Annotated in this window: 14 protein-coding genes; 8 read left to right on the top strand and 6 right to left on the bottom strand. The window is 65.7% G+C overall.

What is annotated here, in order from left to right:
- Positions 1-58 precede the first annotated feature (58 nt).
- The 5 genes from FG95_RS09530 to lgt all read right to left on the bottom strand — a co-directional run bounded on the left by FG95_RS09530 (position 59) and on the right by lgt (position 4,796).
- On the bottom strand, positions 59-1,465 hold the full coding sequence (locus FG95_RS09530) for an SLC13 family permease (protein ID WP_037555514.1): 1,407 nt from the start codon (positions 1,463-1,465) through the stop codon (positions 59-61).
- 119 nt (positions 1,466-1,584) lie between these two features.
- On the bottom strand, positions 1,585-2,346 hold the full coding sequence (gene pgeF, locus FG95_RS09525; RefSeq protein WP_052182260.1) for a peptidoglycan editing factor PgeF: 762 nt from the start codon (positions 2,344-2,346) through the stop codon (positions 1,585-1,587).
- On the bottom strand, positions 2,343-2,861 hold the full coding sequence (locus FG95_RS09520; protein WP_037555513.1) for a GNAT family N-acetyltransferase: 519 nt from the start codon (positions 2,859-2,861) through the stop codon (positions 2,343-2,345). Before FG95_RS09520 ends, pgeF begins: the two co-directional genes overlap by 4 nt.
- Positions 2,858-3,868, bottom strand: a complete 1,011-nt coding sequence (locus FG95_RS09515; RefSeq protein WP_235211522.1) for a class I SAM-dependent methyltransferase — start codon at positions 3,866-3,868, stop codon at positions 2,858-2,860. The genes FG95_RS09520 and FG95_RS09515 overlap by 4 nt, the downstream gene beginning before the upstream one ends.
- A 52-nt stretch (positions 3,869-3,920) precedes the next feature.
- The gene (lgt, locus tag FG95_RS09510; protein ID WP_037555511.1) at positions 3,921-4,796 is read right to left on the bottom strand and encodes a prolipoprotein diacylglyceryl transferase; all 876 of its coding nucleotides are present in this window, start codon (positions 4,794-4,796) and stop codon (positions 3,921-3,923) included.
- Between the two features lie 77 nt (positions 4,797-4,873).
- Here lgt and FG95_RS09505 point away from each other — a divergent pair, with 77 nt between their 5' ends.
- Genes FG95_RS09505 through FG95_RS09490 form a run of 4 tightly spaced genes read left to right on the top strand, consistent with a single transcriptional unit; the run spans position 4,874 to position 9,517 of the window.
- Positions 4,874-6,583 (top strand): class I adenylate-forming enzyme family protein, encoded by a 1,710-nt coding sequence (locus FG95_RS09505; RefSeq protein ID WP_037555510.1) that lies wholly within the window; start codon positions 4,874-4,876, stop codon positions 6,581-6,583.
- Positions 6,584-6,613: 30 nt separating this feature from the next.
- The gene (locus tag FG95_RS09500) at positions 6,614-7,462 is read left to right on the top strand and encodes a cytochrome b/b6 domain-containing protein (protein WP_037555509.1); all 849 of its coding nucleotides are present in this window, start codon (positions 6,614-6,616) and stop codon (positions 7,460-7,462) included.
- Positions 7,459-8,238, top strand: a complete 780-nt coding sequence (locus tag FG95_RS09495) for a molybdopterin-dependent oxidoreductase (RefSeq protein WP_081933088.1) — start codon at positions 7,459-7,461, stop codon at positions 8,236-8,238. The genes FG95_RS09500 and FG95_RS09495 overlap by 4 nt, the downstream gene beginning before the upstream one ends.
- Before the next feature lie 40 nt (positions 8,239-8,278).
- Positions 8,279-9,517, top strand: coding sequence for an SAM-dependent methyltransferase (locus FG95_RS09490; protein WP_037555508.1), 1,239 nt, complete (start codon positions 8,279-8,281; stop codon positions 9,515-9,517).
- Here FG95_RS09490 and FG95_RS09485 read toward each other — a convergent pair.
- Complete coding sequence (locus FG95_RS09485) at positions 9,505-9,942, bottom strand: DUF1801 domain-containing protein (protein ID WP_037555507.1); 438 nt, start codon at positions 9,940-9,942, stop codon at positions 9,505-9,507. The two genes, FG95_RS09490 and FG95_RS09485, sit on opposite strands and share 13 nt — an antisense overlap.
- Before the next feature lie 113 nt (positions 9,943-10,055).
- Here FG95_RS09485 and FG95_RS09480 point away from each other — a divergent pair, with 113 nt between their 5' ends.
- From FG95_RS09480 to FG95_RS09465, 4 genes are all read left to right on the top strand, one after another.
- Positions 10,056-11,273 carry an argininosuccinate synthase gene (locus FG95_RS09480; RefSeq protein ID WP_037555506.1) on the top strand — a complete coding sequence of 406 codons (1,218 nt, stop codon included), beginning with the start codon at positions 10,056-10,058 and terminating at the stop codon, positions 11,271-11,273.
- A 42-nt stretch (positions 11,274-11,315) separates the two neighbouring features.
- Positions 11,316-11,795 (top strand): hypothetical protein, encoded by a 480-nt coding sequence (locus FG95_RS09475; RefSeq protein ID WP_037555505.1) that lies wholly within the window; start codon positions 11,316-11,318, stop codon positions 11,793-11,795.
- Between the two features lie 66 nt (positions 11,796-11,861).
- Positions 11,862-12,872: a threonine aldolase family protein gene (locus FG95_RS09470; RefSeq protein WP_037555504.1), complete on the top strand. Its 1,011-nt coding sequence runs from the start codon at positions 11,862-11,864 to the stop codon at positions 12,870-12,872.
- Positions 12,869-13,837: a DMT family transporter gene (locus FG95_RS09465; protein ID WP_037555503.1), complete on the top strand. Its 969-nt coding sequence runs from the start codon at positions 12,869-12,871 to the stop codon at positions 13,835-13,837. The genes FG95_RS09470 and FG95_RS09465 overlap by 4 nt, the downstream gene beginning before the upstream one ends.
- Positions 13,838-13,839: the final 2 nt, after the last annotated feature.

Raw genomic sequence — 13,839 nt, 5'->3', positions numbered from 1 at the left:
CTTGAATCGGGCGGCCCTTATAGCGCGCCAAGTTTCGTTTGAAACTATATTGCGCGGGTCACCCGATCATGGCGATGGCCCAGATCACCCCGATCAGCAACGGAACGCCGATGATGTCGAGCGCAAGCCCCGCCTTCAATATGCGCGGCAGCGCGATATGCCCCGTCGCCCAGGCGAGTGCATTGGGGCCGGTTCCCGACGGCAGCATGAAGCCCCAGCTCGCGGCCATCGCAACGGGAAGCGCGAGCAATATGGGGTCGACCCCCGTCGCGGCGATCAGCGCCGCTAGCACGGGCATGATCCCGCTCGCGGTCGCGACATTGCTCGCGAATTCGGTGATCAGGATGGTCAGCGCGACGATCGTCGCGGCGAGCAGGATCGTCGGCACGCTGCCGAGCGGCGCGAGCACCGCGCCGAGCCAGGCGGCAAGGCCGCTCGCGGTGATCGCGGCGGCGAGCGCGAGGCCGCCGCCGAACATCATGATGACGCCCCACGGCGCGCGGTCGGCCTCTTTCCACAGGAGGAGCGGGCGGCCGGTGCCGTCGGGAAGAATGAAGAGCAGCAGGCTGCCCGCGACGGCGATCGTGCCGTCGGTGAGCGCGCCGTCGGGCAGCATCGGTTCGAGCCAGGGCTGCGCGATCCATGCGATAAGGACGAGAAGGAAGATCGGGACGACGCGGCGCTCGGCGGTCGACCAGATCGCCTGATTGCCGAGCGCGGTCGCCGCGGCGGTGCCGTCGAAGGGATGCTCGGCGAGCCGCTGGACGCGCGTGAGGGTCCACATCGCGATCGGGACCGACAGCAAAACGATCGGCACGCCATAGATTGCCCAGTCGAGGAAGGAGATGCGCAGGTCGAGCGCCTTTTCGATCAGCCCCGCGGCGATCGCGTTGGTCGGGCTGCCGACAAGCGTTCCGAGTCCGCCGAGCGAGGCGGCAAAGGCGATGCCCATCATCACCGCGCCCGCAAAGCCGTCGGTCTCGCCGTCCTGCACCCCGCCCGCGCGCACGACCGCGAGCGCGATCGGGATCATGATGAGCGTCGTCGAGGTGTTCGAGATGAACATGCTGAGCAGTGCGGTCGCCGCCATGAAGGCGAAGAGCAGGCCCGATGCCGTCGGCGAAGCGCGCTTGAGCAGCGCGAGCGCGAGGCGCTGGTGCAGCCCGACGCGCTCGATCGCGAGCGCGAGGAAGGCGCCGCCGAGGATCAGGAACAGGATCGGCGAATAATATTCCTTCGCGATGGCATTGGCGTCCATCACGCCGAAGGCGGGCACGGTGAGGAAGGGGAGGAGCGCGGTGACGGTGAGCGGCAGCGCCTCGGTCATCCACCAGATCGCCATCAGCACGGTCAGCGCCGCGACGCGCCAAGCGGTCATTTCCATTCCGGCGGGGGCCGGGAGCAGAAGCATGATGCAGAAGACGACGAAGCCGCCGATCAAGCCCAACCAGCGCGTGCGCGTCATCCTTCCCCCTCTTCCGTCCCTGTCACCCCGTCATCCCGGCGAAGGCCGGGATCTCGCCGGTGCGTCATGTTGCGACCACGAGCTCCCGGCCTCCGCCGGGATGACGGGGTGAGTGTGTGCTACCTCAGTCCGATCACCGACAATTGACGGCCATAGCTGTTTTCGCCTTTGTGGCACGCGCGACGATAGCTGAAATAATCCTGGGGCAAGGCATAGGTGTCCTGCCCGCCGATGGCAATTCGCGTGACGCCCGCCGCGGCGAGCCGCGCAGCGACATAGGCGGCGATGTCGAACATCGCGTGGCCGGGCTTGCCCGCGGCGAAGAAGCGTTCGTTCGCGGGATCGTCGCCGACGAAGCGCTGCACGAAGCCATCGTCGACCTCGTAGGAGGCGCGGCCGATGCAGGGGCCGATCGCGGCGGCGATATGGGTGCGGCGAGCACCGAGGCCTTCCATCGCGTCCAGCGTCGCGTCGGTGATTCCGGCGAGCGCGCCTTTCCAACCCGCGTGCGCCGCGCCGACGACGCCGGCGTCGCGGTCGGCGAAGAGGACGGGGACGCAGTCCGCGGTCAATATGCCGAGCAGGATGCCGGAGGTACGCGTGACATGAGCGTCGGCTTCGGGGCGTGCGGCGAGATCGTTGCTCTCATCGACGATCACGCAGCGATTGCCATGGACCTGATAGAGGCCGGTGAGCGTCGCATCGGGCAGCGCGGCATCGGCGACGCGTTGCCGGTTTTCGGCGATCAGCGCCGGATCGTCGCCCGACCCGAGTCCGCAGTTGAGCGAGGCGAGCTCGCCAGCGGACACGCCGCCGCGGCGGCCGAAGAAACCGTGCGCGATGCCGTCCAGCGTGGGTGCGGTAACGAAAGGCGCGGTCACAGGTCGAGCCGGAAGATGCGGTCCTCGTCGACATGATTGCCGACGCGAAAGGCGTTGCGGCCGACGTCGACGAAACCGTAGCGACGGTAAAAGGCCTGCGCGCGCGGATTTTCCGTGAAGACCGAAAGATAGAGGATCGACGCGCGCGCGCGGGCCCATTCGATGCCCCAGTCCATCAGCGCCACGGCGATGCCGGTGCCCTTTGCGGCTTCTCCGACATAGAGCTGGTGGAGTTCGGTCGCATCTTCGCCCGGCTGGCCTTCGGGAAGGTCGAAATCGATCGGGCCCATTTTTATGAAGCCGGCGATCGCGCCAGCGTCGTCATGGGCCAGGGCAATCGCCCAGCCGGGATCGGCGATCTGGTCGCGGATGCGTTCGGGCGGGTTCCAGCCGGCGAGGAAGGCCGCAAGATCGGCGGGGTCGTAGATATGCCCGAAGGTGTGGGTGAAGGCCGTGCTCGCGAACAGGGTCAGCTCGCCGACGTCCTCGTCGCGGGCCAGGGTGATGGTCGTCATGCCGGTTCCTCGATCGCCCCGAACCCTTGGGGTCGCGGCCAGCCGGGGGCGGTGGCGGCCATGACCTTGAACAATTCGCCCATCGCTTGCGGCTCGACGAGCCGGTCGCGCTGCGCCTTCAGTTCTTCGGCGCGGTCGGGTGCCGCACTCGCGAGCGCGTGCAACCGCGCGTCGATGCCCATCGCCTGCAGCCATGCGCCCTGGCCGACGGGGCCGGTCACCACGACTCCGCCGCGCCGCGCCGCGTGCGCGAGCGGCGTGAAATCGACATGGGCGGTGAGGTCGACCTCGCCGGGGTCGGAAAAGGGATCGGCGAATCGATGCGCCTTCACCGCCTGCAGCGTGTCGCCTGCGGCGGGCCCCCGATAGCCATAGTCGATCACCAGCATCGCGCCGCCGTGACGCGCGAGCCGAAAGGCGCAGCCCTGCATGATCGCGGCCGATGCGGGGGCGGTTTCGACGATATCCCCTTCGCCACGGCCGCGCAGCGCCACCGGGATATGATCGTCGGCAGGGGCGGCACCGGGCACCGCCGTAAATTTGCCGTCGACCCTCTCGACCATGCGCTCGCGCCAGCCGTCGACGGCGCGGACATATTGATGCACTGGCAGCGCGTCGAAAAATTCATTGGCGACGATGACGATCGCGTCTTCGCCCGGCAGGTCGGCGATGCCGCCGTGGTGCGTCGCCGCCGGCAGGCGCGCCGACTGCGCGGCGCGCAGCGCCGGGCTCGTCTCGACGAGATGGACGCCCTGCGGCGTGCAGCCGAAACGTGCCATCGCGCGCAGCGCATCGGCGGCAAGCGTGCCGCGCCCGGGGCCGAGTTCGGCATAGCGAAACGCCGGGCTGCCCGCGCGCGACCACAGGTCGGCGATCCAGATACCGACCATCTCGCCGAACATCTGGCTGATTTCGGGCGCCGTCGTGAAATCGCCCGCGGCGCCGAGCGGGTCGCGCGTCGCATAATAATGCGCGTTTGCGGCCGCCATATAGTCGGCAACGGTCATTGCTCGCGCCGCCGCGATGTCGCCGATCAGCTGCTCGGGGTTCGGCGGCCCGTCACGCAACGCTGTCGAGTCCGGCGACCGGTTCGACGCGCTGGCGGCGCCCCTTCGCGGTCGCGACGAGCCATGCGCCGGCGAGAAGCATCGGGATGGTCAGCGTCTGCCCCATCGTCAGCCCCCACGACAAGGTGCCGAGCTGGACGTCGGGCTCGCGCACGAACTCGACCGCGAAACGGCTGAGGCCATAGATGATCGCCGCCATGCCGAACAGAAAGCCGGGCTTGTAGCGCGCATCGGTGCGCCAGAAGAAGAAAGCGAGGACGGCCATCATCACGATCCCTTCGAGGCCCGCTTCGTAAAGCTGGCTTGGGTGGCGCGGGTCCATCGTGCCGCTGCCCGGAAAGATGATCGCCCACGGCACGGTCGTCGCGCGGCCCCACAGCTCGCCGTTCACGAAATTGGCGAGGCGGCCGAAGAAGAGGCCGAAGGGGACGACGCAGGCGATATAGTCGCAAAAGCGCAGGAAGCTGAGCTTTTCCCTCTTCGTCACATACCAGATCGCGACCAGCACGCCGATCACGCCGCCGTGGAGCGACATGCCGCCGTCCCACAATTTGAAGATTTCGAGGGGCTTCTGGATATAGTTGCCGAGGTTGTAGAAGAGCACATAGCCGAGCCGGCCGCCGAGGATGATCCCGAGCATCGCATAGAAGATCATGTCATCGGCATGGCGCCGCGCCATCGGCGCGCCGGGCTGCGCGATCAGCTTCAACAGATACCAGTAACCGACGAAAATACCGGCGAGATAAGCGAGCGCATACCAGCGGATGGGGAGGCCGAAGACGCTGAACGCGATCTCGCTGTTCGGTCCCATCAAATCCTGAAAGTTAAGATATTGCGTTGCTTCGGCTAAGGTTGCAAAAAGAAACATATCGTCGCGCTGTCCTTCCCCAGGAGAGGCCTCCCCATAAGGGGTAAGGCGAGCGAGACCAAGAGGAGAGATACACGATGCCATCTGCGCTCGATTTGCGCCTGGAAGCCGCCTATAATCTGATCACCGGTCCGGGCGGGCCGATCCAGGTCGGATCCGTCGAACGCTTTGGCCGCGAGCTGCCCGTCATCGCCAATGCGCCGACGAATCTGGCCGACTATGTCGCCTTTTTTTGTGCGCAGCATGGCGACGCGACCTTTCTGGTCGAGGGCGACGAACGACTGAGCTTCAAACAGGTCTATGCCGCCGCGCGCAAGGTCGCCGCGGCGCTCGTCGAAGGGCATGGCGTCGAGCGGGGCGACCGCGTCGGCATCGCGATGCGCAACGCCAATGCCTGGTGCGTCTCCTACCTCGGCGTGTTGATGGCGGGCGGCTGCGCGACGCTGCTCAACGGCTGGTGGCAGGGCGGTGAGCTCGCCGCGGGCATCGAGGATGCCGAAGCGAAGCTGGTCATCGCCGACGTCCAGCGCGCGGCGCGGCTTGCGGAGCCGGGCGTCAGCCATGGCGCAAAGGTCATCACGCTCGATCTTTCAAAGCCGATCGACGAAGCGATCGCCCCGATCACGAGCGCGGGCGGCGCCGGGACGGCATTGCCCGCTCTCACCGGCGACGATCTGGCGACGATCCTCTTCACCTCCGGTTCGACCGGCCAGTCGAAGGGCGCCTATTCGCGCCATCATGCGGTGGTGCAGGCGATCTTCAACTATGTGACGCAAACCGCGAGCATCGTCCATCTGCTCACGCAGGACGGGCTGATGTCGGACATCCAGCCCGCGACGCTGATCTGCACCCCGCTGTTTCACGTCACCGCGGAAATTCCGGTGTTCCTTCAGAGCATCGCGATCGGGCGCAAGCTCGTTCTGATGCCCAAGTGGAATGCGGACGAGGCGATGCGGCTCATCCAGGACGAGAAGGTCAATTATTTCGTCGGCGTTCCGCTGATGAGCTATGAGATTCTCGTCAGCCCGAACCGCAAGAACTACGATTTGTCGACGTGCAAGAGCTACGCCGGCGGCGGCGCGCCGCGTCCGCCCGAACATGTGCGGCGTCTTGCGTCGGAGATGGGTGAAGCGAAACCGCTGCTCGGTTACGGCCTGACCGAAACCAATGCGGTCGGCTGCGGCATCATCAACGAGAATTATGTCGACAAGCCGCTGTCGACGGGACCGGCGTCGAAGCCGCTCGTCGATCTTGCGATCCTCGACGACAATGGCGAACCGGTGCCGCAGGGGGGCGTGGGCGAGGTCTGCATCCGGTCGGTCGCCAATTTCGAGGGCTATTGGAACAATGAGGCGGCGACGAAGGCGGCCTTCTTCGACAATGGCTATTTCCGTTCGGGCGACCTCGGCTATCTCGACGAGGACGGCTATCTGTTCATCGTCGATCGCAAGAAAGACATCATCATTCGCGGCGGCGAGAATATCAGCTGTCAGGAAGTCGAGGCGGCGATTTACGAGCATCCCGAGGCGAACGAATGCGCGGTGTTCGGGCTTCCCGACGAGCGGCTCGGCGAATGTGTCGGCGCGGTGGTGTGGATGAAGCCGGGCAGCAGCGTGACCGCCGACGATCTGGTCGCCTTTCTCAGCGCGCGCCTCGCGCCGTACAAGGTGCCGTGCAAGATCTGGATGTCGAACGACGCGCTACCCAAGCTCGGCAGCGAAAAGATCGACAAGGTGAGCTTGCGCAACCATTATCGCGGCGAATATGCGGCGGAGGTCGTCGCGTAACCGATTGAAGGACAGGAGCGAACCGGGACCATGGCCAAGGCTGAAACTCCCGTCGCTCCCGAAAAGCCGGAGCCGGTGCGCGTCTATCGCCACCGGCTGCCGACGCGCATCTGGCATTGGGTCAATGCGGTCACCCTGCTCGTCCTTCTGATGAGCGGGCTGATGATCTTCAATGCGCACCCGCGCCTCTATTGGGGCGAATATGGCGCCAATTTCGATCGGGCCTGGCTGGTGATCGGCTCGACCGCCGACGCGGGATATTTGCGGGTCGGCGACTGGAAGATCGACACGACGGGCGTGCTCGGCCGATGGACCGACGCGCAAGGGACGACAAAGACCTGGGCTTTTCCGGGCTGGGCGACGATCCCGACGAGCTACAGCCTCGCCGACGGGCGGCGCTGGCACCTGCTATTCGCGTGGCTACTCTCGGTCGGGCTCGCGCTCTATATGCTCTGGACGCTTCTCGGCGGACATCTGCGCAAGGACCTGCACGTCCGCCGCGCCGAATGGTCGCCGCGCCATATCTGGCACGATGTGAAGGAGCATGCGCGGCTTCGTTTTCCGAAAGGCGAAGCCGCGGCGCGCTACGGCATCCTGCAAAAGCTCAGCTATATCGGCGTCATCTTCATCGCGCTGCCGCTGATGATCGCGACGGGGCTCACCATGTCGCCCGGTATGAACGCGGCGTGGCCGTGGTTGCTCGATATCTTCGGCGGGCGCCAGTCGGCGCGCTCGATCCACTTCATCACCGCCTGGGCGCTCGTAGCCTTTTTTATCGTCCACATTGCGATGGTGCTGCTCGCAGGGCCGGTCAACGAGCTTCGCTCGATGGTCACCGGCTGGTTCCGCCTGCCGCCGGCGAAGGACGGGCGCGCATGAGCGACATCATCCTCCCGCGCCGCCAGTTGATCGCCCGCGCCGGCGGAATGGTCGCCGCGGCGGGGACGCTGCCGCTGCTCGCGGGCTGCGACGCGATCAACGACGCGCCCGCCGTGCGCAAGATCCTGGCGATGGGCGAGGAGATGAACCGCGCGAGCCAGCGCGCGCTGATCGACCGCGACGCGCTCGCGCGCGAATTCGGCCGCGCCGACCTGTCGCCCTTTTTCCGGCCGAACGGCACGCGCCTCCCCGCCGGGGCGGTTTATGCCGCACATGCCGCGAACGCTTTCGTGGACTGGCGCGTCAAGGTCTCGGGCCTCGTCGCGCGCCCGCTGTCGCTGTCGATGGCCGACATTCGCGCGATGCCGCAGCGCACGCAGATCACGCGCCACGACTGCGTCGAGGGGTGGAGCGCGATCGGGCAGTGGACGGGTGTGCAGCTTCACCGGATTCTCGATGCGGCGGGCGTGCGGGACGGCGCGCGCTATATCGTATTCCGCTGTGCCGATCGGATTGGCGACGCGCTCTATTATGAAAGCTGCGACATGATCGACGCGCGCCATCCGCAGACGATCCTTGCCTGGGCGCTCAATGATGCCGTGCTGCCGATCGCCAACGGCGCCCCGCTGCGCCTGCGCATCGAGCGCCAGTTGGGTTACAAGCACGCCAAATATGTCAACGCGATCGAAGCGGTCGCGAGTCTCGATGCTATCGGCGCGGGCAAGGGCGGTTATTGGGAGGACCGCGTCGATTATGAATGGTATGCCGGAATTTGACCTGGACCCCCTCGCGGTGCAAATATTCGGCGCATAACATATGTCGATTCTGAGTCCGTTTCTCTCCCGGATCATTCGTCACGGACGGCTGACCGTCGTCATGCCCGATGGCGCGCGCGAGGAATATGGCCAGCCGGCCGAGGGCTTTTCCAACGTCACGATCCGCTTCACCAGCCGGAGGGGGATGCGCCGCATCCTCCTCGATCCGCGCCTCGGCGCGGCCGAAGCGTTCATGGATGGCGAGATGGAACTGGTGGAGGGCGACATCATGGAGTTCGTCGCGCTCGTTCGCTCGAACACGCCGTGGGACCGCGGCGCGAAGCTGCACGACAAGACGTGGCTGGGCCGGCGCGCCGAATGGGTAAAAACGCGGATTGGCTCGATAAACCGCCAGCGCCGCTCGCGCGCGAACGTCAAGCATCATTACGACATCGGCAACAATCTCTACCGCCTCTTCCTCGACGAGGACATGCAATATAGCTGCGCCTATTGGTCGCGGCCGGACATGACGCTGGAAGAGGCGCAGGCCGCGAAAAAGGCGCATATCGCCGCCAAGCTTGCGCTCGCGCCGGGGCAGCGGGTGCTCGATATCGGCTGCGGCTGGGGCGGGATGGCGATCACGCTCGCCAAGCTCGAACGGGTCGATGTGCTCGGGATCACGCTATCGGAAGAGCAACTCGCGCTCGCGCGCCAGCGCGCGGCGGCGGCCGGCGTCGCCGACCGGGTGACGTTTGAATTGATCGACTATCGCGACCTCGCCGCGCGCGAGGAGGGCGGGTTCGACCGCATCGTGTCGGTCGGCATGTTCGAGCATGTCGGCGCACTCAATTTCGAGACTTTCTTTCGCGCCGCGGCCAATTTGATGACCGCCGACGGGGTGATGCTGCTCCACACGATCGGGCGCTTCGGAGGGCCGGGATCGACCGACGCCTTCACGCGCAAATATATCTTCCCCGGCGGTTATATTCCGGCATTGAGCGAGACGCTGGCGGCGAGCGAAAAGAGCCGGCTGATCGCGACCGACATCGAGACGCTACGGCTCCATTACGCGCTGACCCTGCGCCAATGGTATGCGCGGACGCTCGCGCATGAAGACGAGATCGTCCGGATGATGGGCGTTCGCTTCTTTCGCATGTGGTGCTTCTATCTCGCCGGCGCGACATCGGCGTTCGAGAGCGGCGGGATGGGCAATTACCAGATCCAGTTCGCGCGCAGCCGCCACGCGCTACCGCTGACCCGCGATTATATGGGCGAGGCGGAGCGAGGCTATGCCGGATAGCGTTCGTTCATGACATCCCAGCTCAGCGCCACGAGCTGTTCGAGAACCGCCAAATCCACATCGGCGAGCTTGTTGATGTAGAGGCAGGATTTGCCCGTCTTGTGCTTGCCGAGCTTTGCGAACAGCGCGTCGGCTTCGGGCTGGCGGTCGCAATAATGGCCCATCAGATAGAGCGTCATCGCGGCCTTGCGGGGTGAGAAGCCGGCGCGGCACATCGTCCCCGAATGGCCGCTGTCATAGACATAGTCGTAGCTGCCATAGCCGATGATCGACGGACCCCACATCCTGGGCGGCAGGCCGGTGACGCGGCGGTGGATCGCATCGACGATGGCCGCTTCCTCGCGGCGCCTCGCGTCGGGCACCGCGGCGATGAAATCGGCGACCGAAACCTCGGTCGCCCTGGTCTTGATTTCGGCTTTGGCCATGGCGCTTCTCCCGGGCGTGACGATAGCTTGCGCGCGACGGGGCGCCAAGCCGGTTGCACCTTGGACGGCGGACTGCTAGCCGCGCCCGCGTCTTCCCTCGCCAAAGGTGCATCATGTCCGAGTCCTTCAAGCGCGTCGTCCTCGCCTATTCGGGCGGCCTCGATACCAGCGTCATCCTGAAGTGGCTGCAGGTCACCTATGGCTGCGAGGTGGTGACCTTCACCGCCGACCTCGGGCAGGGCGAGGAACTCGAACCCGCGCGTGCCAAGGCCGAACTGATGGGGATCAAGCCCGAGCACATCTATATCGACGATCTGCGCGAGGAATTCGTCCGCGATTTCGTCTTCCCGATGATGCGCGCCAACGCTCGCTATGAAGGCGATTATCTGCTCGGTACCTCGATCGCGCGCCCGCTGATTTCGAAGCGCCTCGTCGAGATCGCGAAGGAAACCGGCGCCGATGCGGTCGCGCACGGCGCGACGGGCAAGGGCAATGATCAGGTGCGGTTCGAACTCAGCGCCTATGCGCTCAACCCCGACATCAAGGTGATCGCGCCGTGGCGCGAATGGGATCTGACCAGCCGCACCGCGCTGATCGACTTCGCCGAGAAGAACCAGATCCCGGTGCCCAAGGACAAGCGCGGCGAAAGCCCCTTCTCGACCGACGCGAATCTCCTCCACACCTCGTCCGAAGGCAAGGTGCTCGAGGATCCGTGGGAAGAGACGCCCGACTATGTCTATTCGCGCACGGTCAATCCCGAGGACGCGCCCGACACGCCTGAATATATCACGATCGATTTCGAGAAGGGTGACGGCGCCGCGCTGAACGGTCAGGCGATGTCGCCCGCGACGCTGCTCGCGGCATTGAACGACCTTGGCCGCAAGCATGGCATCGGCCGCCTCGATCTCGTCGAGAACCGCTTCGTCGGCATGAAGTCGCGCGGCATGTACGAGACGCCCGGCGGCGAAATCTATGCGCGCGCGCATCGCGGAATTGAAAGCATCACGCTCGACCGCGGCGCTGCGCACCTCAAGGACGAGCTGATGCCGAAATATGCCGAACTCATCTACAACGGCTTCTGGTTCGCGCCCGAGCGCGAGATGCTGCAGGCCGCGATCGACCACAGCCAGACGAACGTCACCGGCACCGTCCGCCTCAAGCTCTACAAGGGCAATGCGAGCGTCGTCGGCCGCAAGTCGCCGTTCAGCCTCTACAGCGAACGCCATGTGACCTTCGAGGACGATGCCGGCGCCTATGACCAGAAGGATGCGGCGGGCTTCATCAAACTCAACGCCTTGCGCTTGAAACTGCTCGCGAAACAGGGTCAATAAGGCGGCCGGGAACGGGCCCGGCTGCGACAGGAGCCTTGGTCCATGTTCTCCCTTTTGCTGGCGGCCGCCAGCCTGACGCCTGCGTTCAACGATGCCTCCTATGCCGACCTCGGCTATGTGGAGCGCGCCGCGGGCGATTGCACCGCGCGATTCGGCGGGGGTTCGATCGAGATCCGGCAGGCCTTCAACGATGCCGATCGTACGATGATCAACGTCGCGGTGGTGACGGGCAAGCCGACGCGCGCGCTTCCCGTCGGGACGCAGCTGTGGGCAAAGGCGAGCTATGGCCCCGCGTGGCGCGCAGTGGTGATCGAATCGACGCCGGAGCGGCTGGGTTTCGTGGCGCATAATCGCTTCGTCGGCGACTTGTTCACCGAGGATTCGCTGTCCATCGCGCTCCACGAGCGGCTCGATGCGGGCGCGATAGGTGATGCCGTGCTCGTCGATGTGGGATCGGACGTTTCGGGCTTCCGCGAAAAGCTCGCTTCGGCTTTCGACTGCGCGGATTCGCTCGGCATTTGACGCCAACGAAGCGCCGCGAAAATGAGGGGTTAGCAAGCGGCGCGCACCTGCGCTAAGGCGCGAGACATGACCGCGACCCGATTTTTCTCCGACAATGCCGCAACCGTCCATCCGGTAGTGATGGAAGCGATGGCCACCGCGAATCGGGTCGATACGGCCTATGACGGCGACGCGCTCAGTCAGTCGCTCGACGCGGCTTTTTCGGAGCTTTTCGAGACGGATTGCGAGGTCGTGTGGATCCCGACGGGGACCGCGGCGAACAGCATCATCCTCGCGCATTTCGTGCGGCCGTGGCAGGGCATTCTCTGCTACGAGGAAGCGCATATCGAGGTCGACGAATGCGGCGCGCCGACCTTCTATTCGGGCGGCGCGAAGCTGATGCCGCTACCGGGGCGCGGCGCGAAGATCGACGCCGCCGCGCTGAAAGCGCGGATCGCGGGAATCCGGCAGGACGTGCATCAGGTCCAACCGGCGGCGGTCAGCATCACCAACGCGACCGAATATGGGCTGGCCTGGCGCGCCGACGAGATCGGAGAGATCAGCGCGATCGCGAAGGGCAAGGGGCTGAAGCTCCACATGGACGGCGCGCGCTTCGCCAATGCCGTCGCCTTTCTCGGCTGCGCGCCCGCCGACGTCACATGGCGCGCCGGAGTCGATGCGCTGTCGTTCGGCTTCACCAAAAATGGCGCGATGATGGCTGAAGCGATCGTCTTTTTCGGCGGCAGCGGCGGCGCCGGAGTGCGCGAGCTCAAGAAGCGCGGCGGGCATCTGCTCAGCAAGGGGCGCTTCGTCGCGGCGCAGATTCGCGCGATGCTGAAGGACGATCTGTGGCTGGCCAACGCGCGCGCCGCCAATGCCGGCGCGGCGAAGCTGGCGGCGGCGTGCGGCAGCCGGCTGATGTATCCGGTCGAGGCGAACGAGCTGTTTGTGCGGATGACCGCCGAAGAGGCAGCGAAACTGCGCGGGGCCGGGTTCGACTTCTACGACTGGGGCGAAGGCGCGGCGCGCCTCGTCGTCAGCTGGGATCAGGACGCCGAAGCCGTCGCGCCGCTGGCGGCGGCGATCGGCGCGCTATGAGCGGCGAGCAGCCGACGCTGCTCAGCCCGCGCGTCCTACTGCCCTTTGCGCTGGTCACGCTGATCTGGGGGTCGACGTGGATCGTCATCAAGGGACAGCTCGGCGTCGTTCCGCCGAGCTGGTCGGTGACCTATCGTTTCGCCGTTGCGGCGATCGCGATGTTCGTCTTTGCCGCGATGCGGCGCGAGCCGATATGGATCGGCCCCCGCGCGATGGCCTTTGCCGCAGTGCTCGGTGCCGCGCAGTTCGCACTGAACTTCAACTTCGTCTATCGCGCCGAACAGCACATAGCCTCGGGCCTTGTCGCGGTGCTCTTCGCGTTGCTGATCGTGCCCAACACCTTGCTCGGGCGCGCCTTTCTGAAGACGCCGCTCGAAGGACGCTTCCTGGCAGGGGCGGGGATCGCAATCGTCGGGGTCGGACTGATGATCCTCCACGAATATCGCGCCGCAACCGTCGGGGCAGGCGAAGTGCTGCTCGGCACCGCGCTGACGCTAGCGGGCGTGATGAGCGCCTCCACCGCCAATGTCATGCAGGGGACAGCCTTCGCGCGCGCGCAGTCGATGGTGGTGATGATCGCCTGGGCGATGCTGTTCGGCGCACTCGCCGACGGCAGCTATGCGTGGATCACCACGGGCCCGCCGGTAATCGAGTCCACGCCCGTCTATCTTGGCGGCGTGCTCTATCTCGGCATCATCGCGAGCGCGGTGACCTTTCCGCTCTATTTCAACGTCATACGCGCGGTTGGGCCGGGGCAGGCGGCCTGGTCGAGCGTGCTGATCCCGATCATCGCGATGGGTTTTTCGACCGTATTCGAAAATTATCATTGGGCGGCGCTGTCGATCACCGGCGGCATCGTCGCTTTGATCGGGCTGGTGATCGCGGTCGCGAAGCGGCCCGAGCGGCCGTCGGTCAGCGGAAACACGGTGTCGATGCCGGTGCAGCAAGAAGACCGGTTGCCATAACT

It is taken from the genome of Sphingopyxis sp. LC363 (genome assembly GCF_000756385.1).
Taxonomy (GTDB): domain Bacteria; phylum Pseudomonadota; class Alphaproteobacteria; order Sphingomonadales; family Sphingomonadaceae; genus Sphingopyxis.
The sequence above is the reverse complement of the archived record's forward strand: the minus strand, read 5'-3'. Positions and strand labels throughout refer to the sequence as shown.